The 21333-nt window shown below is 71.9% G+C and carries 18 protein-coding genes, 2 tRNA genes and 1 pseudogene; 7 read left to right on the top strand and 14 right to left on the bottom strand.

The genetic code is table 11. From position 1 onward, the window contains the following. From ACZ49J_RS08080 to ACZ49J_RS08060, 5 genes are all read left to right on the top strand, one after another. Nucleotides 1-1071, top strand: a complete 1071-nt coding sequence (locus ACZ49J_RS08080) for an acyl-CoA dehydrogenase family protein (protein WP_467446671.1) — start codon at nucleotides 1-3, stop codon at nucleotides 1069-1071. Then, on the top strand, nucleotides 1068-1463 hold the full coding sequence (locus ACZ49J_RS08075; RefSeq protein ID WP_467446669.1) for a MaoC family dehydratase: 396 nt from the start codon (nucleotides 1068-1070) through the stop codon (nucleotides 1461-1463). The genes ACZ49J_RS08080 and ACZ49J_RS08075 overlap by 4 nt, the downstream gene beginning before the upstream one ends. After that, nucleotides 1460-2626: a lipid-transfer protein gene (locus tag ACZ49J_RS08070; protein WP_467446668.1), complete on the top strand. Its 1167-nt coding sequence runs from the start codon at nucleotides 1460-1462 to the stop codon at nucleotides 2624-2626. The genes ACZ49J_RS08075 and ACZ49J_RS08070 overlap by 4 nt, the downstream gene beginning before the upstream one ends. 177 nt (nucleotides 2627-2803) lie before the next feature. Beyond that, nucleotides 2804-3358 (top strand): SigE family RNA polymerase sigma factor, encoded by a 555-nt coding sequence (locus ACZ49J_RS08065; protein ID WP_467446667.1) that lies wholly within the window; start codon nucleotides 2804-2806, stop codon nucleotides 3356-3358. Nucleotides 3359-3569: 211 nt separating this feature from the next. Beyond that, nucleotides 3570-5225: a long-chain fatty acid--CoA ligase gene (locus tag ACZ49J_RS08060; RefSeq protein WP_467446665.1), complete on the top strand. Its 1656-nt coding sequence runs from the start codon at nucleotides 3570-3572 to the stop codon at nucleotides 5223-5225. A 96-nt stretch (nucleotides 5226-5321) separates the two neighbouring features. On the opposite strand, the gene ACZ49J_RS08055 is transcribed toward ACZ49J_RS08060, so the two are convergent. Together ACZ49J_RS08055 and ACZ49J_RS08050 are read right to left on the bottom strand one after the other, a co-directional pair. Beyond that, nucleotides 5322-10220, bottom strand: coding sequence for a PAS domain-containing protein (locus tag ACZ49J_RS08055; protein ID WP_467446664.1), 4899 nt, complete (start codon nucleotides 10218-10220; stop codon nucleotides 5322-5324). A 297-nt stretch (nucleotides 10221-10517) separates the two neighbouring features. Then, nucleotides 10518-11030, bottom strand: a complete 513-nt coding sequence (locus tag ACZ49J_RS08050; protein WP_467446663.1) for an SSI family serine proteinase inhibitor — start codon at nucleotides 11028-11030, stop codon at nucleotides 10518-10520. A gap of 251 nt (nucleotides 11031-11281) precedes the next feature. Here ACZ49J_RS08050 and ACZ49J_RS08045 point away from each other — a divergent pair. Then, nucleotides 11282-11372, top strand: a tRNA-Ser gene (locus ACZ49J_RS08045). A 262-nt stretch (nucleotides 11373-11634) separates the two neighbouring features. After that, nucleotides 11635-11707, top strand: a tRNA-Arg gene (locus tag ACZ49J_RS08040). An 80-nt stretch (nucleotides 11708-11787) separates the two neighbouring features. Here the strand turns inward: ACZ49J_RS08040 and ACZ49J_RS08035 are convergent. The 12 genes and pseudogenes from ACZ49J_RS08035 to ACZ49J_RS07980 all read right to left on the bottom strand — a co-directional run bounded on the left by ACZ49J_RS08035 (nucleotide 11788) and on the right by ACZ49J_RS07980 (nucleotide 21004). After that, nucleotides 11788-13071: a tyrosine-type recombinase/integrase gene (locus ACZ49J_RS08035; RefSeq protein WP_467446662.1), complete on the bottom strand. Its 1284-nt coding sequence runs from the start codon at nucleotides 13069-13071 to the stop codon at nucleotides 11788-11790. Then, nucleotides 13071-13268 (bottom strand): helix-turn-helix domain-containing protein, encoded by a 198-nt coding sequence (locus ACZ49J_RS08030; protein WP_467446661.1) that lies wholly within the window; start codon nucleotides 13266-13268, stop codon nucleotides 13071-13073. Before ACZ49J_RS08030 ends, ACZ49J_RS08035 begins: the two co-directional genes overlap by 1 nt. A 182-nt stretch (nucleotides 13269-13450) precedes the next feature. Further along, nucleotides 13451-14596, bottom strand: coding sequence for a DUF3631 domain-containing protein (locus ACZ49J_RS08025; protein WP_467446660.1), 1146 nt, complete (start codon nucleotides 14594-14596; stop codon nucleotides 13451-13453). Beyond that, nucleotides 14593-14949, bottom strand: a complete 357-nt coding sequence (locus ACZ49J_RS08020; RefSeq protein WP_467446658.1) for a hypothetical protein — start codon at nucleotides 14947-14949, stop codon at nucleotides 14593-14595. The genes ACZ49J_RS08025 and ACZ49J_RS08020 overlap by 4 nt, the downstream gene beginning before the upstream one ends. Continuing rightward, entirely contained in the window at nucleotides 14946-15854 is a 909-nt protein-coding gene (locus tag ACZ49J_RS08015; RefSeq protein ID WP_467446656.1) for a bifunctional DNA primase/polymerase, read from the bottom strand. Before ACZ49J_RS08015 ends, ACZ49J_RS08020 begins: the two co-directional genes overlap by 4 nt. An 86-nt stretch (nucleotides 15855-15940) precedes the next feature. Continuing rightward, a complete protein-coding gene (locus ACZ49J_RS08010; RefSeq protein ID WP_467446655.1) occupies nucleotides 15941-16405 on the bottom strand; it encodes a hypothetical protein in 465 nt (154 codons plus the stop codon). A gap of 207 nt (nucleotides 16406-16612) precedes the next feature. Further along, a pseudogene (locus ACZ49J_RS08005) lies at nucleotides 16613-18740 on the bottom strand (FtsK/SpoIIIE domain-containing protein). Nucleotides 18741-18845: 105 nt separating this feature from the next. Then, the gene (locus tag ACZ49J_RS08000) at nucleotides 18846-19163 is read right to left on the bottom strand and encodes a hypothetical protein (protein WP_467446653.1); all 318 of its coding nucleotides are present in this window, start codon (nucleotides 19161-19163) and stop codon (nucleotides 18846-18848) included. Continuing rightward, nucleotides 19163-19555 (bottom strand): RRQRL motif-containing zinc-binding protein, encoded by a 393-nt coding sequence (locus ACZ49J_RS07995; RefSeq protein ID WP_467446652.1) that lies wholly within the window; start codon nucleotides 19553-19555, stop codon nucleotides 19163-19165. The genes ACZ49J_RS08000 and ACZ49J_RS07995 overlap by 1 nt, the downstream gene beginning before the upstream one ends. After that, nucleotides 19555-20406 carry a protein spdB gene (locus tag ACZ49J_RS07990; protein ID WP_467446650.1) on the bottom strand — a complete coding sequence of 284 codons (852 nt, stop codon included), beginning with the start codon at nucleotides 20404-20406 and terminating at the stop codon, nucleotides 19555-19557. The genes ACZ49J_RS07995 and ACZ49J_RS07990 overlap by 1 nt, the downstream gene beginning before the upstream one ends. Beyond that, entirely contained in the window at nucleotides 20403-20738 is a 336-nt protein-coding gene (locus tag ACZ49J_RS07985; protein WP_467446649.1) for a DUF6303 family protein, read from the bottom strand. Before ACZ49J_RS07985 ends, ACZ49J_RS07990 begins: the two co-directional genes overlap by 4 nt. Continuing rightward, on the bottom strand, nucleotides 20735-21004 hold the full coding sequence (locus tag ACZ49J_RS07980) for a DUF6284 family protein (RefSeq protein WP_467446648.1): 270 nt from the start codon (nucleotides 21002-21004) through the stop codon (nucleotides 20735-20737). Before ACZ49J_RS07980 ends, ACZ49J_RS07985 begins: the two co-directional genes overlap by 4 nt. Between the last annotated feature and the right edge of the window lie 329 nt (nucleotides 21005-21333).

The raw sequence follows: 21333 nt of genomic DNA, 5'->3' as shown, positions 1-21333 counted from the left end.
ATGGACTTCACGCCCACGGAGGAGCAGACCGCCGCCCGTGACCTGGCCGCGCGGATCTTCGGCGATCTCGCCACGCACGAGCGGCTCACCGCCGCCGGGACCGGCAGCGACATGGAGCTGTGGAAGGCGCTGTGCGCGGCCGGACTGGTGAGCGCCGTGGAGGAGATCGGCCTGCTCGGCCTGGTCCTCGTGCTGGAGGAGCAGGGCCGCACCACGGCCCAGGTGCCGTTCGCGGCGAGCTGCGTGTACGGGCTGCTGGCGGTGCGGGAGCACGGCTCACCGGACCAGCGGGGGCGGCTCCTGCCGGGTATCCGCGACGGCTCGGTGGTGGTGTGCGGTGCGTTCCCGGCCGCCGGGGGCGTACGGGCGTCGGAGCGGGGTGCGCTGACGGGCACGGTGCCGCTCGTGCCCTGGCTGAGGGACGCCACGCATGTCCTCGTGCCCGACGAGCGGCGGCGACTGTGGCTCGTGCGGGCCGCAGACGCGGGCTGCGAGCCGGTCGAGTCGACGGCGCCCTGGGCGGCGGGGCGGCTGACGCTGGACGGGGCGCCGGGGGAGCCGCTCGGGACACCGGGGGCTCACGGCGCCGCTTACGACGACGTGCTCGCCACCGCCCGTACCGCCTTCGCCGGCCTGCAGGCCGGGGTGTGCGCGGGCTCGCTGGCGCGCGCCGTGACCCACACGAACACCCGGGAGCAGTTCGGGCGTCCCCTCGCCGTCAAACAGGGCGTCCAACTCCGGGCGGCCGACGCGTACATGGACACGGAGACGATCCGCGTCACGGCGTACGAGGCGGCCTGGCGCCGCGACCAGGGCCTGCCCTGCGCCACGCACGCGCTGACCGCCGCCTGGTGGGCGTCCGAGGCGGGGCAGCGGGTGGTCCACACGGGACAGCATCTGCACGGCGGCACGGGGGCCGACCTGGAGCATCCCGTCCACCGGCACTTCCTGTGGGGTCGGCAGCTGGACGCGTACCTGGGGTGCGGGAGCGAAGCGCTGCAGGAGCTGGGGGAGTTGATCGCGAGCGGCATCGAGGGCACCGGCGAAGCCGGGGGAGGCGAGGCGGCATGAGGACGGGTGAGGAACTGCCACCGCTGGAGATCCCGATCACCCGCACACTGATCGTCGCGGGGGCCATCGCCTCGCGCGACTACCAGGACGTGCACCACGACGCGGAGCTGGCGCGGCAGAAGGGCTCGCCGGACATCTTCATGAACATCCTGACGACCAACGGCCTGGTCGGGCGGTACGTCACGGACCACTGCGGCCCGGGCGCCGTCCTGCGCAAGGTGGCCATACGGCTCGGCGCCCCCAACTACCCGGGCGACACGATGGTGCTGACCGGGTCGGTCATGTCGGTCGAGGACGGTACGGCGACGCTGAGGGTCGTCGGGGAGAACGGCATCGGCAGACATGTGACGGGCACGGTGACGGTCACCCTGTCCTCCGGGGGCTCCTCATGAGCGTCACGGCGCGGGACGCCCTCGGCGGGCGGGCGGCGGTCGTCGGGATCGGGGCGACCGAGTTCTCCAAGGACTCGGGGCGCAGTGAGCTGCGGCTGGCGGTGGAGGCGGTGCGGGCCGCGCTCGACGACGCGGGGCTGACGCCGGGCGATGTGGACGGGATGGTCACGTTCACGATGGACACCAGCCCGGAGATCACCGTCGCGCAGGCCGCCGGGATCGGGGAGCTGTCCTTCTTCTCGCGGATCCACTACGGCGGCGGGGCCGCGTGCGCCACGGTCCAGCAGGCGGCGCTGGCGGTGGCGACAGGGGTGGCCGAGGTCGTGGTCTGCTACCGGGCGTTCAACGAGCGGTCGGGGCGGCGCTTCGGCTCGGGGGTACAGCACCGCGAACCCTCGGCCGAGGGCGCCGCGCTGGGCTGGTCGCTGCCGTTCGGGCTGCTGACGCCGGCGTCGTGGGTGGCGATGGCGGCCCAGCGGTACCTGCACGCGTACGGGCTGACCCCCGAGGCGTTCGGGCACGTGGCGGTGGTGGACCGCAGGTACGCCGCGACCAACCCGGCGGCCTACTTCCACGGTCGGCCCATCTCGCTCGCCGACCACGCGGCCTCGCGGTGGATCGTCGAGCCGCTGAGGCTGCTGGACTGCTGCCAGGAGACGGACGGCGGCCAGGCGGTCGTCGTCACCTCGGTGGAGCGGGCGCGCGACCTGCCGAACCCGCCCGCCGTGATCCTGGCGGCCGCCCAGGGCGCGGGGCGGGCGCAGGAGCAGATGACCAGCTTCTACCGGGACGACCTCACCGGACTGCCCGAGATGGGGGTGGTGGCGCGGCAGCTGTGGCGGACGTCGGGGCTGGGCCCGGCGGACATCGACGTGGGCATCCTGTACGACCACTTCACGCCGTTCGTGCTGATGCAGCTGGAGGAGTTCGGGTTCTGCGGGGCGGGGGAGGCCGCCGACTTCGTGGCCGAGGAGCGGCTGCCGGTCAACACGCACGGGGGCCAGCTCGGGGAGGCGTACCTCCACGGGATGAACGGGATCGCGGAGGGAGTGAGGCAGGTGCGGGGTACGGCGGTGAACCAGATACCGGGTGCCCGGAGCGTGCTGGTCACGGCGGGGACGGGCGTGCCGACGTCCGGGCTGGTGCTGGGAGCGGAGGGGTGAGCGGTGCGGCGCCTACTGCGACGGCAGGCGCTTCTCAGGGGTGCACCCTCAGTACGTGAGGGCCGCTCGTCCACCTCCAGGAGGTGGAGCCCGCCCCCCTCCTACAACCTGAGGGGGACCCGCCTTCAGGACCTCCGGCCGATCCGCTCGAACGGGGGTCGCTCATAGCGTGGAGCCATGACCACACCCGTCTGCACCAGCGCTTCGAACGCCGCCACGCCGGCGAGGCAGACCCTTTCGTACCCGTCGTTCTCGTCGTACGTGAAGGACCGCCAGCCGGTGCTGCTGCGTACCGCCCGGTCGCTGACCGCGAACCCGAGCGACGCGGAGGACCTGCTGCAGACCGCGCTCACCAAGACGTATGTCGCCTGGGACCGGATCGAGGACCACCGGGCCCTCGACGGCTACGTCCGGCGCGCTCTTGTCAACACGCGGACGTCCCAGTGGCGCAAGCGCAAAGTGGACGAGTTCGCGTGCGACGAGCTGCCGGAGCCGGAGGCGGCGCCCGCCGGGGATCCCGCCGAGCAGCAGGCGCTGCACGACGCGATGTGGCGGGCGATCATGAGGTTGCCGGCACGGCAGCGGGCGATGGTCGTCCTCAGGTACTACGAGGACCTGAGCGAGGTGCAGACCGCCGAGGTGCTCGGCGTGTCCGTGGGCACCGTCAAGTCGGCGGTGTCGCGCGCCCTGGGCAAACTGCGCGAGGACCCCGAGCTGGAGCCCGTGCGGTAGGGGAGCCCGTGCGACGCGGGCGCCTGTGGGCCGGGGCCTGTCCGGCAGCCGCGCCCCGGACCGCACACACTCGCTCACTCGTTCACCGCCTCCCGCCAAGCTCCGACACTGGCGAACAAATCCACCATGACCTAGTGACATACTGCGCGGTATGCCAGCACAATCGCGGGACACCTACCCTCGCGTAGCCGCTTCAATGAGGAGGCCCCCTGTGCTGAGCACGATGCAGGACGTACCGCTGCTGATCTCCAGGATCCTGAGTCATGGCTCGGCCCTGCACGGGACATCGCAGGTGATCACCTGGACCGGTGAGGGCGAACCGGAACGCCGTTCCTTCGCCGAGATCGGGACGCGCGCGGCCCAGCTGGCGCACGCCCTGCTGGAGGACCTCGGGGTCGACGGGGACGACCGCGTGGCCACACTCATGTGGAACAACGCCGAGCACGTCGAGGCGTACTTCGCGATCCCCTCCATGGGCGCCGTGCTGCACACGCTCAACCTCCGCCTCCCACCCGAGCAGCTCGCGTGGATCGTCAACCACGCCGCCGACCGTGTGGTCATCGCGAACGGTTCGCTGCTCCCCCTCCTCGCCCCGCTGCTCCTGCACCTCAAGACGGTCGAGCACGTCGTCGTCTGCGGACCGGGCGACCGTTCGCTGCTGGACGGGGCGAGCGCGCGGGTGCACGAGTACGAGGAGCTGGTGGCCGGCAAGCCGACGACGTACGACTGGCCGGAGCTGGACGAGCGCAGTGCCGCGGCCATGTGCTACACCTCCGGCACGACCGGCGACCCCAAGGGCGTCGTCTACTCGCACCGGTCGATCTACCTGCACTCCATGCAGGTCAACATGACCCAGTCCATGGGCCTGACCGACCAGGACACCAGCCTCGCCGTGGTCCCGCAGTTCCACGTCAACGCCTGGGGCCTGCCGCACGCCGCCTTCATGACCGGTGTGAACATGCTGATGCCGGACCGGTTCCTGCAGCCCGGGCCGCTCGCCGAGATGATCGAGAAGGAGAAGCCGACGCACGCGGCCGCCGTCCCCACCATCTGGCAGGGGCTGCTCGTCGAGCTCGGCGCACGCCCCAGGGACGTCAGCTCGCTCACCCAGGTCACCATCGGAGGCTCGGCCTGTCCGCCCTCGCTGATGGAGGCGTTCGACAAGCTGGGCATGCGCGTCTGCCACGCCTGGGGCATGACGGAGACCTCGCCGCTCGGCACGATCGCGCGTCCGCCGGCCCATGTCATCGGCACCGAGCAGGAGCTCGAGTACCGGCTCACCCAGGGGCGTTTCCCCGCCGGCGTCGAGGCCCGGCTCACCGGCCCCGGCGGCGAGCGACTGCCCTGGGACGGGGAGTCGGCGGGCGAGCTGGAGGTGCGCGGGCCGTGGATCGCGGGCGCGTACTACGGCGGGGAGGGCGCCGAACCCCTGCGTCCCGCCGACAAGTTCAGCGAGGACGGCTGGCTCAAGACCGGTGACGTCGGCACCATCAGCCCCGAGGGCTTCCTGACCCTCACCGACCGCGCCAAGGACGTCATCAAGTCGGGCGGCGAGTGGATCTCGTCGGTCGAGCTGGAGAACGCCCTGATGGCCCACCCGGACGTCGCCGAGGCCGCCGTCGTCGCCGTACCGGACGAGAAGTGGGGCGAGCGCCCCCTCGCCACGGTGGTGCTGAAGGAGGGCGCGACCGCCGACTTCGCGGTCCTGCGGTCCTTCCTCGCCGATGAGGGAAAGATCGCCAAGTGGCAGCTCCCCGAGCGCTGGACGATCATCGAGTCCGTGCCGAAGACGAGCGTCGGCAAGTTCGACAAGAAGGTGCTGCGCCGGCAGTACGCCGAGGGAGAGCTGGACGTCACACAGATCTGATGTGTCGCACGGCTTGAGCACAGGTCACTGGGGCGCTGTTTCACGTGAAACAGCGCCCCAGTCGTGTGCGGGGCGTGCCCGGCTCGTGATCAGCGATCAGTTCGTGCCGATGCGGGCCAGGAGGTCCACGATCCGGGTCTGCACCTCGGGGCTCGTCGAGCGTTCCGCGAGGAACAGGACCGTCTCCCCCGAGGCCAGGCGCGGAAGTTCCGTCTGGTCGACCGCGGCGGTGTAGACGACGAGCGGCGTCCGGTTCAGCTGGCCGTTCGCGCGCAGCCAGTCGACGATTCCGGCACGGCGGCGGCGCACCTGCAACAGGTCCATCACCACGAGGTTCGGCCGCATCTGGGCGGCGAGTGTGACCGCGTCCGCGTCGGAGGCCGCCCGCGCGACCTGCATCCCGCGCCGCTCCAGCGTCGCGGTCAACGCCAGCGCGATCTCCGCGTGCTCCTCGATGAGCAGAACGCGCGGCGGGTGCTGCTCGGAGTCACGCGGAGCGAGGGCCTTCAGCAGTACGGCGGGGTCGGCGCCGTACGCCGCGTCCCGCGACGCCTGCCCGAGGCCCGCCGTCACGAGCACGGGGACCTCGGCGGCGACGGCCGCCTGGCGCAGCGACTGCAGGGCCGTACGCGTGATCGGGCCGGTGAGCGGGTCGACGAAGAGGGCTGCCGGGAAGGCGGCGATCTGTGCGTCGACCTCCTCGCGCGAGTTCACGATGACGGGTCGGTAGCCGCGGTCGCTCAGCGCCTGCTGGGTGGTGACGTCGGGCGCGGGCCAGACGAGGAGGCGGCGCGGGTTGTCCAGCGGCTCCGGAGGGAGCTCGTCGTCCATCGGCTGCGGGAGCGGCTGGTCGGAGACCTCCACGGCACCACCGGGACCGTCGAGCGGCTCGGGGCCTTCGTCGGCGTTCTCGTCGGGCGCGCCTATGGCGTACGAGCGCCCGGCGCCCTCGGTGACACCGGCCGGACGGGCTTGGCCGGCGAGCGAGGACTGCGGCGGCAGCGGGACCTGTCCGGCCAGGGACGACTGTCCGGCCAGGGACGACTGTCCGGCCAGAGAGGACTGTCCGGCCAGGGAGGGCTGTGCGGCTTCGGGTGCCTGCGCGGACGGGGCCGAGACCGTCTGGGCCTGCCCCGGCTGCGGGTGCGGGCGTGCCGCCGTCTCCGGACGCGCGCCGGGCTCCGGAGGCGTGCCCAGCTTGCGGCGGCGGCCGGAGCCGTTGCTCTGGTGCGGGGGAGGCGTGCCGGGGGTACCCGGCTGGGGCTGGCGGGCGAACGGCACGCCCTGGCCGAGCGTGCGCACACTGATCGCCCGCCCTTGGGTCGAGTTGGGGTCGACCGGGGCGGCGGCCTCGGCGGGCAGCGGCTGCGCGGTCCGCTGTGCCTGTGCCTGTGTCTGCGCCTGCGTCTGCGCCGGTGCCTGCCCCTGCTGCTGCCCTTGCTGTTGCGGCTGCTCGGGCGGGAGCGGGGTGCCGGGCGCCGGGGCGGCCTGCTCCGCCGGAGCGGGAGACGCGGCCGGTGCAGGAGCGGCGGCTGGTACGGGGCCGGCGCCTTGGGCGGGGGTGCCCGGGGCTGGGGTGTCCTGTGCGCCCTGCGCACCCGGCCACGCCTGCGGGGCCGGGCCGGCGGCGGGCGGGGGCTGCGGCTGGGCGTTCGGCGGTACGAACGCGGCGCCCGCGGGAGCCGCCTGTGCGGCGAGCGCCGGGTCGGGGCCGAGCTGCAGCGGGAACTGGGCGGGGACAGTCACGCCCTGAACACCCTGAACGCCCTGAACAGGCATGGGCTGCCCCTCCGCGGGCGCGCCGGGCATCCCTTGCGCGGGCACGGGCTGGGCGGCTCCTGGCACTCCCTGCGCGGGCACGGGCTGGGCGGCTCCTGGCACTCCCTGCGCGGGCACAGGCTGGGCGGAACCCGGCACGCCCTGCGCGGGCACGGGCTGGGCGGCTCCTGGCACTCCCTGCGCGGGCACAGGCTGGGCGGAACCCGGCACGCCCTGCGCGGGCACAGGCTGTTGGGTGGGCACGGCCACTCCGTGCGCGCCGACCGGCAGCGCGGCCGGAGCCGGCACTCCGTGCGGCGGCACGGGCTGCTGCCCCGGGGCCGACTGCCCCTGAGCCGCCTGCGCGGCTACGGCCTGTGGGGCTGCCGCTTGAGCCGGAAGCCGCTGCGCGGCCGGGCCTCCCGACACCGGCCCCTGCACGGAGGGCATCTGCGCAGGGACACCCTGCGCGGGCGCGGGTGCCGTCTCGGCCTGCTCCGGAGCACGGCGTGCCCGGCGGCGACCTGTCGGTGCGGGCAGGGGGTGCGGCTGCGGCGGAGTGTGGTCGTCGGACGGATCACGCAGCGCCGGGTCGTGGCGCCCGTCGTCGACCTGGCCCCCACCGTGCGGCCCGGCAGCGGGCATCCCGGCACCGGGCGCGCCCGGCACGTCGGCCACCTGGCCGGCACCTGCTCCGGGCCCGGCGGAAGGAGCCTGTCCCACCGGCTGCCCCGGGGCCTGCCCGGCGGCCTGGGCGGGCGCCACGGGAACGCCACTCCCCTGCCCGGCGGCGGCTGCGCCGTGCGCGGCCTCGTACTCGGGCGTGCGGTCGGCTTCGGCCGGCGGCAGGGCGAACACGGTGCGGCCCGGGGCACTCTGGGCCTGCGCGGCGGCGCGCTCCTCCGCGTTGGCGAGTGCCCGGCGGCGGCGCCCGGTCGGCTGGGGCTGTCGGTCGGCGGCGCCCGCTCCGTCGGCCGCCGACGTGCTCTGGGCGGCGGGCAGGGCCGGCGGCAGGGCGTGCGGCTCGGGGTTCCGGCGTGCCCGTCGCCCGGTGGGTACGGGCACACCCTGCGGCGGCACCGTCTCACCCAGTCCCGTGGCCGCGGCACCCGCCGCATGCTCGGCAGCGGTGACCACCGATCCCTCGGAGACCCCTTGGCCGCCGCTCTCGGCGGGGCTGGGCCGCCCACGCCGCCGCCCCGTACCACCGGACCCGGCACCGGGTTCGGCGCCGGACACTTCCTCGTGCCCGTCGCCCCGCACCTCAAGGGCCTCGGGCTCACCGTCCGCGGACTCCGTCCGCCGCCTGCGCCGTCCGGTGGGCGCGGCGGCCTCCGCCTCCGCCTCCGCCGCGGCCTCTGCCTCGGTCTCCTCGCTCTCCAGGAACGCGTCCACCGACGACCGCTGAGCCCGCCGCCGGCCGCGCCGGGAGGCGTTCCCCGCAGCAGCGCCCGGGGCCTGCTCGGGCAGCGCGACCTCGGCACCGACGCCCTGAACACCGGCAACGTCGGCACCCACGCCCTCGGCGGCAGCGGCCACGTCGGCTGCCGGCTGCTGCTGAGCGGGAACCGCCCCGGCAGCGCCACCGATGGGTACCTCGAGCACGTACGCGCTGCCGCTCATGCCGGGCACCTCGTGCGTCTGCAGCACACCGCCGTGCGCCCGCACGATCCCGCGAACGATCGGCTGGTGCACAGGGTCTCCCCCGGCATACGGGCCACGCACCTCGATACGGACGCCCTCACCGCGCTGGGCGGCGGCCACGACCACCGTGTTGTCCATGTACCCACCGACCGACATGGGCGAGTTGCCCGTCGCGTCGACCCCCGCCACGTCCGCGATGAGGTGGGCGAGCGCGGTCGCGAGCCGCCGCTGGTCGACCTCGGCCTCGATGGGCGGCGCGTGCACGGCGAACTGCACCCGCCCCGGCCCGATCAGCTCGACGGCCCCGTCGACACCGGCCGCGACGACCGCGTCGAGCATCACCGCGGTCCGTACGAGATCGTCGTCGCCGGAGTCGAGCAGCTGGTAGCCGAGGACGTTGTCGACGAGCGTGGTGATGCGCGAGTACCCCGCCGCCAGATGGTGCAGGACCTGGTTGGCCTCCGGCCAGAGCTGGCCGGCGTCGTCCGCGGCGAGCTTGCCGAGTTCGCCGCGGAGCTGGTCGAGCGGGCCGCGCAGGGAGTGCCCGAGCACGGCGAGGAGCTGGTCGTGCCGGGCGGCGAGCGCCTCGAACCGGTCCTTCTCGCGCTCGCCGAGCGCCGCGTACCGCTCGTCGCCGGCGGCGAGTTCCTCGGCATGGCGCTCGCGCAGCTCGTCGAGCTCACGGGCGTGCTCCTCGCGCAGCTTCGCCAGCTCGTCGGCATGCTCGGCGGAGAGCTTCTCGATCTCCTCCGCGTGCTTGGCGGCCTCGCCCTGCTTCTCCTCGGCGAGCGCGTCGTACGGCCGCCGGTCGGTGAAGGTCATGACGGCGCCGACGAGCTGGTCACCGTCGCGCACGGGCGCGGTCGTGAGGTCGACCGGCACCTTGTCGCCGCTCTTCGACCACAGCACCTGCCCGCGCACCCGGTGCTTGCGACCCGAGCGCAGGGTGTCGGCGAGGGGCGACTCCGCGTACGGGAAGGGGGCGCCGTCCTCACGGGAGTGCAGGACGAGGGTGTGCAGCTCGCGCCCACCGAGATCACTGGCCCGGTAGCCCAGTATCTGAGCGGCGGCCGGGTTGACGAGCACGATGCGCCCGTCCGTGTCCGTGCCCACCACACCCTCGGAGGCGGCCCGGAGGATCATCTCGGTCTGGCGTTGCGCACGCGCGAGTTCGGCCTCGGTGTCGACCGTGCCGGACAGGTCGCGCACGACGATCATGAGCAGCTCGTCGCCGGTGTAGCCGTATCCGTCGTACGCCTGCTGGCCGTTCTCCAGGTTCGCGCTCGTGACCTCGACCGGGAACTCGCTCCCGTCGGTCCGCCGCGCGATCATGCGGGCCGGCTTGGTGCGTCCGCGTGGATCGACGGAGTCGGGCCGCCGCATGGAGCCGGGGATGAGCCGGGAGTCGAACTCGGGCAGCAGATCGAGCAGCCCGCGCCCCACCAGCGCGGTCCCCGGGGTCTCGAAGGCCTCCAGGGCGATGGTGTTCGCGTTGACGACGGTCCCGTTGGCGTTGACCAGCACCAACGCATCGGGAAGCGCGTCGAGTATGGCTGCGAGGCGAGCAGCGCCTCGGGATGGCCTGCTGCTCACGAGACGCTTCCTCCCTGTTACCGCATCCTGCCGACCGCCTGGGCCATCTTGCCAACCGGCCCGCAACGTGTCACGCGAGGGAGTCTACGGGCAGTGGTTGCGCTCGCGACGCCGGATGAGAGGGAGGTCGCACGTGGATCTTCATGGGGATCTGCGACGGACCTGTGACCGTGTGTTTCGCCTCACGGGGGCGGGATGATCGACTTCGTGAAGATTCGGCTCTGGGCGATTGGCCGTACCTGTGTGCGATTCGGGGGATGCGCGGCGACGGACCTCTTCCCCGCCCCCCTGTCCCGGCTAGCCGCGCCGGCCGAGCCTGGGCAGCACGGGGACGAGGGCGTCCCACCGGGCGATCTCGCAGCCGTTCCGGCGGTCGAAGCGGGCGTCGACGGGGCGGCCGGCCCAGGTGCCGGTGACGTGGGCGGTGGCCGGACCGCCGTACTGCATCGTGCACATGGTTCCAGGGGCCACGGGGGCGAAGGGGTCGCGTCCCCAGACCGTGCTCCGTTCGAGCTTCCCGCAGGCGCCTCGGGCGTCCGGGTGGTTCCCGCCCTCAGGGCGGCACTCCAGGGCGACCGTCCCGTCGGCGGCGCGGCCCGTGCCCTCGATCGTGATGGTCAGCCGATGTTCGGAAGCCGGCGGGGGAACGGGGGCCGGCGCGGGCAGCGGCCTCGGTCCACCGCTCTCGGCGTACGCCGCCGGAGGCGCGAAGGCCGGCCCGGTGACCGCGCCGAGAGCGGCGGCGCCGACGAGGAACCGCCGGAGAGCGGCGGCGGGACGACGGGGAACGGAGGAAGCGGGGCGCACCATGATCTGCCTAACGCAGGCGTGCGCGCACGGTTGCGCCACCGGCTGCGGGCCCTCGGCTCCCGGCTCGCGGCGATCACCGGTGACGACAATCCGATCATCCGCGCCGAAGATCCCCCGCCCCGCCGAACCGCCGCCATACGGCTTTGCTCTGCGGCCTCTCCGCCTAGTACCGTGGGGGGCGATTGGTGACGGCCCACTGGGCTGTGTCATCATCTGCACGCACCACTCGCGCTCGCGCGGGCGGCTGTGCTGGAGGCGTCGCCTAGTCCGGTCTATGGCGCCGCACTGCTAATGCGGTTTGGGCCTTAAAGCCCATCGAGGGTTCAAATCCCTCCGCCTCCGCGTCTGATCCCGAAGCCCTGGTCCCCGACGACCGGGGCTTCGGTCGTTCCGCGGGCCGACGCGGGTGCAGGACGGGACGGGAGACGGGGAGCCGACCCTATGAGGCCGACGACGTCAGGGCCGCCCCAGGAACGTTTTCGCAGGTCAGGCCGGGTGCGGCAAACGGATTTCGCCTCACGCCGCCAGTCATGTAATGTTGTTCCCGCAACGCCGACCGGGCCGAAAAGCCCGGAAGGAAGCGCCAACACAACAGAACACGCAAGCACTCGTAGCTTAACGGATAGAGCATCTGACTACGGATCAGAAGGTTGCAGGTTCGAATCCTGCCGAGTGCGCACAGGTCAAAGGCCCTCCGGGATTACCCCGGAGGGCCTTTGACATCAGCGCGTGACATCAACGCGGCTGGAAACGGGGCTCACTCCTCGGTGTCCGGCTCCGTCTCGCCGTCCGAACTTTCCTCCGAGTCGTCCAACCCAAGGGCGTCGTCCATCTGATCGGCGGCTGCCCGCAGCGTCGTCCCCATCACGTGCGCGTAGGTGTCCAACGTCATGGTGATCGTGCTGTGCCCGAGCGTCTCCATGATCGTGCGGGCATCGACACCCTGAGCGAGCAAGAGCGACGCGCACGTATGCCGAAGGTCATGCACCCGCACACGCCGCACGTTGGCATTCCGGCACAGGATGGTGAGCATCCGGTTCAGGCTTCGGGGGTCCGTGACACGACCGGTCGTTGTGGTGAAGATCAGTCCGTCCGGCTGCCCCGGAGCAGGCTGCCACTTCTTGCCAGCGATCTTGCGTTCCCACTCCTGGTGGTCGCGGTGCTGCCTGAGCGCCCGGACGCAGTGCTTCGGCAGGGACACCGTACGGATGGATCGCTTGGTCTTCGGAGTGCCGAAGATCAGCTCACGCCGGATGCGCTGCACGTTCCGACGGACGCGGAGCTGACCGTTCGCGAGATCGATGTCCGACCAGGTGAGCGCCAGCGCCTCTCCCCGACGCAGGCCGGTCGACACGAGCAGCAGCCAGAGGGCATAGAGACGGTGGGACCGGGCGATCTTGAGCAACAGGCGGACTTCGGCGGCGTCCAGCGGACGCACCTCCTTGGGGGTGACAGTGGGAGTCTCTACGACCCGAGCGACGTTCCGCGCGACCAGTTCCTCTCGGATCGCCTGCTGTAGCGCGGACCGCATGACGGCGTGGATGTACTGAACGGTGCGGGCCGACGGACGGCGCTCGCAGCAACGGCCCACGGCGCAGCACGAGCGCTTCTCCTCCGGGCGCTCCTTGTCCGCACCCCGGAGGCAGCACAGGCAGGAGTTCTTGAACTCCAGGAGGAACCGGCGCACGTCTGTCGGCGACAACCGGTTGAGCCGCTTCTTGCCGAGGGCGGGCCGGATGTACAGGCGGGTCAAACCCTCGTAGCTGTTCAGCGTGGCGGGCTTGAGTCGCTCCGGCGCGATGGCGGCGAGCCAGTACGTGAGGTAGTCGCCGAACGCCATCGTGGACTCTGCGGCCGGGATGCCCTGACGGGTCTTCTCCTGCAACTCCGTGAGCTTGTAGGCCACTTCCTCACGGGTCTTGCCGTAGACGAACTTCCTGGTGCGCGTCCCGTCGGGGCGGTAGACGTAGGCGGCGGCGTGGTAACGGCCGTCCGCGCGCTTGGTGATTGTTCCTTCGCCGTTGGCGCGGCGCTTGGCCATCAGTCGCTCTCCTCGATGCGGTTCTGCATGTACCGGCGTACGGCGTCGACCGGAACGCGGCGGGCACGTCCGGACGTGAAGCTTTCGAGCTGCTTCGATCGAATGAGGTCGTAGACCTTGCTGCGACTGAGACGCAGCGCGGACATGACTTCGGGGACCTTGAGCGCTTCGTGGCTCGGGGGCGTGGCGGTGGTCATGCGGGTGACTCCTCTTAGGGCAGTCCTTCGGAGGGGGTCTCTGAGGGCCGCTACCTCCGCTACCGCCGCTACCGCGCAGGTCAGGAGCCTGTTCGAGGTAGCGGGAAGGGGTAGCGGTAGCGGATGGGTAGCGGCGGGGTAGCGGGGCGCCGTGGCGCTAGCCGCTACCCCGTTGTCGCTGGTCAGGCCACGTTCTCTGTGCCGGGTAGCGGAGGTAGCGGACTTTCCGGGGGTGGGGGGCAGTAGCGGGCCCACGCGTCCCAGAGATCGGCGGCGTAGTAGCCCTTGAGGACGCTTCCGGCGGTCTTGATGTTGCGGGAGGCGATGGGCTCGTTGTCGGCCGTCATGTACTCGGCGAGCATCTTCGACAGGCGCCGGTTGTCGAGCGGCTTGCCGTTGAGGTCGGCCCACGGGGCGTCGTCGAGGGCGTTGAGCCGGTCGAGGATCGCGACGGTGGGCAGGCGGTCGATGCCGACCATGACGTGATCGCGCAGATCGGTCAGCAGCCGGACACCGAGACTGCCCTTGTCGTTGACCTTCGAGGCGGTCACCAAGGTCACGCATGCTGCGCGTGCCCGTTCGGGCCAGGCGCCGCCGGCCGCGTCGGCGATGGCGAGCAGGGGTTCCCACACATCGGCCGGGCGGTCGCTGACGCCGTCGGGCATGTCCGGCCAGGCGCCCATGACGAACCCTCGGGCGTGTTCGGCCCACTGAGCGAGCCGATCACGGAGCTTGTGCCCTTCGGCCTCGTGGATGCGGGCCCGGAAGGGTTCGATGTGCTCGTTGCGGGCCCGCCGGCGCATGCGGATGATGACCGAGCGGGTCATGATCGTGTCCGGCAGGTGACCGAGTCCGGCGACGGCCACCCCGCAGTAGGAGGGAAAGGCCTGAACAGTCTGGTTGCCGTTGTCGCCGATGCACCGGTAGGTGACGCCGGTGCGGCGGTGTCCGGCGTTGAGGAACCCGCGCAGTTCCTCGTTGTCGCCTGCCTTCGGACCAAAGATCGTGTCGATTTCGTCGAACAGGATCGTGGGCCGTCCGTTGGGGTTGGACACGGACCGGAACAGGGCGGCGGCGGACGCGTTCACGGCCGTCATGGGCTGGGGAACGAGGGTTTCCACGATCTCCAGTGCCCGCGACTTCCCCGATCCCGGCTCCGGGCTGAGGAACGCCAGACGCGGGGTGGAGTCGAAGCAGTCGAGCAGGTGAGCGTGCGCGTCCCACAGCGTGACGGCGACGTAGGCGGCCTCGGTGGGGAAGACGTTGAAGCGGCGGTGGAAGGCTTCCACCTCGTCCAGCAGCGCGGCGCCGTCGATGGTGTCGGTCATGCGGCGGACCTCCCTTCCTGGGGGGTGCGGAGCGGGCAGGTGTCGCGGTGGGCTTCGTGGTCGGTGATCAGGGCGAGTACGCGGCGGTGGCCTACGGCGCTGCGGTCACGGCCGCACAGGCACTTCGAGGTGGCGGTGGGGGTGGCACCGCGCGGTGCCACGATGTGCAGCCACGCCACGGGGTAGCGGCCGTCACCCTGCTGCGGGTCAGAACCAAGGGCAGTTCGGACGCCCTTGCGGGCGGCGCCTGTCGGCTCGCCTACGGCCGTACGGGGTGCGGCCGGTTCGGCGGGGCGCGGGCCGTTCGGGGTGGTGGTGAGGCTCTTAGGGGAGGAGGTGAGGGGGTGGTTCATGCGGCCCTCCCGCGTGGGGAGTTGCGGGCGATGGACCAGTCCAGCGCTCGCCGGATCACGTCGTCGTAGTAGCGCTGGGATTCGGTGGCGTTGGCCCCCGCCGCCTCACTAAGAGCCTGCTCAATCGCCGTCCGGGTGAGGTCGCCGGACGGGATGAACCGACCCAGGGCGCGGGCGGCCCGCAACAGTGTCGTGTTGCGGGTGCCGTCGGCGGCCGTCGCCACGGCCCGCACCTCGTTGGCGAGCGCTACATCCGCATATCGGCGGGATTGCGCCGTGATGGCCACTGAGGGCGCCTGAGACGGCTTGCGGGGCGATCCCAGGATGCTTTGCAGCCACGCGGGCAGAGAGGCCACCACAGAGCCGCACAGCGCCTCGTACGGTCCGGCGGGGGTGCGGGAACCGGCGCCGACGACGTACCCGCCGCCCGCCCGGGTGTCGATCAACTCGCCCACGGTTCCTGCGGTGTTGGTCAGCCGCGCACCCGAGGGGGCGGTGAAGTACAGGTGCTCACCGCCGCTCGCGGTCCGCGTCCGGTAGGTGTCGGGGACGGCGTGCCCGGCGCGCTCGCAGAGCGCTCGGAAGGTTGTCGCGCCGTCAGGCGCGTCCGAACTGCCCTTGTCTTTGGGCATGTCGAGGTCGACGACGACCAGCCCCGAGGGGCCGGTAGCGATGCCGACGTTGAACGGGGCCTGCGACCAGGCGGCGCGGATGCGGTCGGGGTCGGTGGTGGCGCGCTGCTCCCACTTGCGGTGCCCGCTCGCGCACTCGCCGGTGCGGGGGCATGCGGTCTCGCCGTGGAGGGCGGGCCGCTTGGTGCCGGGGCGCAGGGGGAAGACGTGCCAGCCGCGTTCGGCGGCGTCCAGCGCCGCGCGCAGCAGCGCGGAACGGGGGTCATGGGTCATGCTGGGTGTCTCCAGTTCCTTGGGTGGATGCTGGCGAGCAAGGGCGGCCCCGGTCTTTGGCGAGAGGGGGGCCGCCCTTGGCGTAGCTAGCCGTGGAAGTGGCTGCGCTTGATCACGGCCTTGCGGATGTTGACCGTGGTTCCGCCCTTGTGGCCGGACGCGCTGAACACCTGAACGGCGATCCATCCGCCGAAGATGACGGCGGCGAGGGTGATGAGCTGAGTAATCAGCGCGGTCAGCGCGGTGATGAACGTGGTGAGCAGCAGCAGCCCGCCGCACACGGCGAGGAACCCCACGCCCCCGAGCGCGACGTTGACCGCCGCGCGGGAGACGGGCGGCTTGGCGGTCACAGGTTCGGGCTTGGTGGGCTCGATGGCGTAGCCGGTGACGACTCGCCCGTCGGGCAGGACGACGCTCGCCACCGTCGGGATGGGGCCCGGCTGGACGGGAACCATCGGTGCCGACTGGACGGGGGCGGGGGTGATGGGGGTGGGCTGGTGGACCTCTACGGCCCGCTCATGGGGCGCGGGGCGGGACTGTTCGGGGTGCATGCGGAATCCCTTCCGAACGTTGGTCAGGGAGGCAGAGACACCCCCTTCGGGGTGCCGTGTGGAGGGGTGTTCGGGGGGTCTGACCTGCGGGCCTCCCTGACTCCCTGAACGATCATTCGTGCAGGTCAGCGCGAGGGAGGCGGGTCAGGGAGGCGGTCAGGGAGTTCTCCCTGCATCCCTGACCCGTCGGCGGTGCGCTCCCTGCCGTCAGTCGGCGGAAGCGGAACCCTCGTTGTCGCGGTTGGCGAGGGCGCGGGCGAGCCGGTCGCGGGCGACGACCATGACGCCGTCGGACTTGTACGGCTCGGCTCCGGCGTCGTCCAGGACGCGCTTGAGGTCGATGAACGACCAGCCGCCGTAGGCGTCCGCGTTCCGCGTGGCCAGCCGCGCCAGCACATCCTTGGTCCGCACGCGGGGCGCGTCGCCGATGACAGCGGCGATGTCGGCGAGCGGGTCACGCTCTTCGCCCCGCTCGATGGCGTGCAGCGTGGTGACGCCGTCGCGCAGGGCCTTGGCCCGGTCGGTGATGGCCTCGGCGGCGTCGTCGTCGATGTAGTGCGTGCGCACCGTGATGGACGACTGTCCGGCCGGGATGGTGATGCCGTCGGAGGCGACGACCAGGGTTCCCCTATCCAGCCCCGGACGCAGCAGGTTCGGAGCCGCCCCGCCGTCGACGGCCTTGTCTCCCAGGGCCATGCGGGCCTGGGATTCGGTGCCCAGGGCGAGGGATGCGCGGGTGTGGGCGCCCTCGCGGACCAGCTTGGGAAGGTTCTCGTTGGTCGGGTCCTGGGTGCCCTGCCACATCAGCACGTTCACCGCACGGCCCTGGTTGTGGATCTTCCGGACGGCCATGAAGTACCGGGAGTTGGCCTTGGACCCGCCATAGGGGCGCCTGTCCTCGTCCTTGGCGGGGCACATGAACGCCACCTGCGCTTCGTCGACCAGCACGATCAGCGGCGGGAAGGTGGTGCCGGGGGGCGCCTGGATACGGCGGTTCATCTCGTCCACCGCGCCCTCAACCATCTCGGTCACCTGGATCACGTGTTCGTCCGTCGGACCCTGGATCAGGGTGGTGGCGAGGCCGTCGAACATGGCCCAGTCGCCCACGCCCTTGAGATCACCGATCAGGAACTGCACCGACTTGTCCAGCGCGAGCCACAGGGCCAGGGAGCGCAGGGCCACGGTCTTGCCCTGGTTCGACAGGCCCGTGATGAGGAGGTGGCGCTGGTAGGGGCTCAGCGCGGCGGCGTCGCCGCGCAGGTCCTGCCCCCAGGGCGCCTTTCCCTTGGCGTAGTCGGCGGTCATCGTGTCGTCGGTGACCAGCGGAGACGGGCCGATCGGCTCGTCCAGCGCGCCGGAGTCGGCGATCCACAGCCGCACCGTGCGGGCGGCCTGGGGGATGGTGATGAACACTTCGTGTTCGTGCCGGGTCAGGTTCTCGGCGAGCTTGCGGCGCTTGTTCTGCACTTCGTTGGTCGCCACCCCGGAGGGCAGGGTCACGTCGACTTCCACGCCGCATCCGGCGATGGTGATCGGTCCGAGCATGGATGCGCCGGCGTCGCCCATCTCCTTGATGGCTCGCGCCAGGGCGGGCACCCCGAGGTCACGCAGGGCCTTGACCACGATCGACGGCGTGATCGGCTCGCCCTCGCCGTTGCGGACGTTCGCCGGGAGTGCCCAGGTAGGTGCGGCCTGCTGCTTACGGCCGACCGACCACAGGGCGAGCAGGGCCAGGAACGGGCCGATGGTGAGCGCCGGACCCCACACGACTTGCACGATTCGGATCAGCAGGGCGAATGAAGTCGATGGTGGCCGACAGGGGCGTGACCACGTCGCCGACGTGGCCGGTGTTGATGGCCATGACGACTCCGAGGGCGACCAGCACGCCAACGCTCATACCGGCGCCGACGGCCACGCCCTTGGCGGCCTCCACCGGGGAGTGCAGCAGGTCCATGCGGCGGTGGTGGCGGGCGGCACGGAAGCGCTGCAGGCGCTCCTCCCACTCTTCGGCCGCTTCCAGGTTCCCCGCGGCTTCCGCCGCCCGGATCATCCGCTCGTAGCGGGCGCCGGTACGGCCGTCCCACGCGCGGCGGGCCACGATCCGCCCGCCGTTGAGGGTGTAGAGGCTGTGGCGGGCCGCCGCGCGGACGGTCGTCTTGGTGGTCTCGTGGGTGACAGCGTGCTTCACCGCTCGCCCGGAGCGCACCCACAGCGGCGGGTTCGGGGTCGGCGGGGCGTCCGGGACGACGGTCAGCACCGTCGGTGCCACGTCCTCAGCAGGCACGTCGGCGGTGGGCTGCGGGTCTTTGTGGAGGTGGACGACGTTCTCGGTCATGCTGGCAGTTCTCCTGACTGCCCCATGTGGGGCGGGATTGTGGAGGGAGAGCCGGGGTGGCCGTGTCCGTGGAAAGAGGCGGTCACCCCGGGCGCCCGTGGCTGGTCAGAACCAGCCGGAAGACTTCTTCTTCGCCTTGGCGCGGGCGGCCTCGGTGATCAGGCGCTGACGCTCGCCGTGCAGGGCCGTCAGCTCCGCGTTCAGCCGCGTCTCGGCGGCGGAGCCGATGGAGTCCATCCGGTCCTCCGCGCCACTCGTGCTGCGGCCCCGGTGCACGCTGCGGGCGCCGCCCGCCATCGCACGGGCCATCGAGAGCCGTTCACGGCTGGTCAGCGGCCACCACTCACCCCGCCGCACGGCCTCCAGCTTCTTCGTCGTCGCCCGGATCGCGCGGTCAAGGCGGCGGATGTCGGCGTTGCCCATCAGGTACTCCTCGGAGCGTGGTCGGGGTCGGGGTAGGCGCACAGCACGCAGCAGCCGAGCGAGCGCGGCATGCAGTAGCTGTAGGTGATCTGGCACTTCGGGCAGGTGCGGCGGGCGAGCATCGCCAGGGCGAGCGCGCCCCACTTCCGGGAGGTCATCGGCCGCACCGGGCGGGCGAGGTCGACGCGGTACAGGTAGGCGACGCGCACCCCGCCCTGGCGGCGGTTGACCCGCATGAGCTGCGCCGCTACCTCCTGACCCCCCGGACGCAGACCCTGCGCCCGTAACTGTCGGCGCGTGGCCAACCCGTCCGGGGCGAGCTTCCAGGGGTAGGTGGGCACCCCGTAGCGGGCGCCGGAGGGGTCGTAGCACTTGCCCCACGCGGCGGACATCAGGCCACCCGCTTCCACGCGGCCCGCAACCGGACCTCAGAAGCGGAGTGGCCAGCAGCGCGGAAGCGGGCGGCCATCTCCCGGTAGGACAGGGCCGGGACCTGGCTGTGCCGGATCTCGTCGACCAGCACGTCAAGTGCCTCATCGGTGAGCGCGGGCCCCGCCTCCAGCGCGGCAACCGGCTCGATGGGTCCCCACACCGGCAGTTCCCAGCGGGGTGTGACGCCGGGCGTGACGCGGGCCGTCACGCTGGTCAGCGCGCGTCCGGTGTCCTCTCCATCCCGCGCCGTCTCCAGCGTCGACCACGCTTCGGCGAGGGTGGCGGCGGTCTTGGCCTGGACGCGTGCGACGCGTGCTCCGGCTTGCGTCACGGCCGTCAGCCGCGTCTCCTCGGTCACCGCCTCGGCACGGAGCCGGGCACGGGCCACGGCCGCTTCGTCGCGGGCCTCTTGCTGGATACCGCGAATCGCCCCGAGCGCTGTTGCAGTGAGCGCGGTGCGCTCCCACAGCCCATGCACGAGCCACAGCGCCTTAGCCGCGAGGGGCAGCCACGCCACGGCCAGCCACGCGGCGGCGGACTCCTCGCTCAGCGCGTGGGCGACCAGGACGCCGGTTGCCACCGCGCCGAAGAACCAGCCCACACCGGTCACCGTCCGGTTGTGGTCGCCCTGCGCGGCGAGACGGCGTTCATAGGCGAGGGTGGCCAGCCATCCGCCGTCGATCCCCAGACCGACGACCAGGGCGACGGGCCACGGCACCGCCGTACCGAGCCACATCACGACCACCGCGAGGGTGAGCACCATGGACACAGCCGTCATCGCGACGGCGGGAAGAACGGTCTTGCCCCTCATACTGCACCCCCGTTCAGCGGTCGGATCTCGGCAGCGGCAATCAGTGCCACTCGCACCGGGTGCGGGTGATAGTCCGGAGTGGTGTCCTCGCACCACTCCCACTCGGCACCATCGGCGAGCCGGTAGCCGAGCCCAGCCAGCGCCGCCGCGCGCTCGTCGACCGTCGGTACCTGGGACGACGTGGGCCACGTGAACACAGGCCAGTCATCCACTCGCCCGGTCATCACTACGAACAACTGCCAGCACGGCCCAGCGATGTGAACCGGGGCCGTGGTGCCGCAGCAGCGGATCGTGATCTGCGCACGCAGCACACGCCCTGTCGGGGTCGTCATGCCGCACCCCCCGCAAGGCTCGCGCCCGACGTGCGGTTGACCAGGTCCCGCCGGGCGGCCAGCACCCGGTTCCGGGCCCGGCGGATGCGCCGCGCGTCCAGCTCGGTCGGGGTGCGGTCGAGCGTGATGATCTGCGCGTCCAACAGGTCGACCTCCGCGAGGATCGCGGGCATCTCCTGCTCGATCGCGTCGAGCTCGGCGTCCGTCGGCTCGATGAAGTCGGCGAACGCGGTAACAGCGTCCTGAACAGTGACGATGTGGTTCATGGGTCGTGGTCTCCCTAGCAGGTGAACGGCCCGAACAGCACCCCCGGAGCTGCAACTCCGGGGGTGCGCGCCGTTGTGGGTGGATAGCCGCGCGAGGTACGCGGCACGCCGGTCTTCTCCGCCTTGTTTCCGACCCCTTCGGGCAGGCGGACCACGGGTTACCGGCAGTTCCCTGTGTTCAGTTCTCAAGCAACGGACGCTTCCCTCGTACTCGCCCCAGCTGGGCTTTCCTCCGGGCGTTCTTGTACGGCGGAACCGTACGTGACACCCCGTCCGGCTTGTCTGGAGGAGTGCCGCTGAGCAAGAGACTGCATGAGTCGCGCTTGGAG

The organism is Streptomyces sp. NPDC030840, from assembly GCF_055572015.1.
This window is presented reverse-complemented; position numbering and strand designations above follow the sequence as displayed.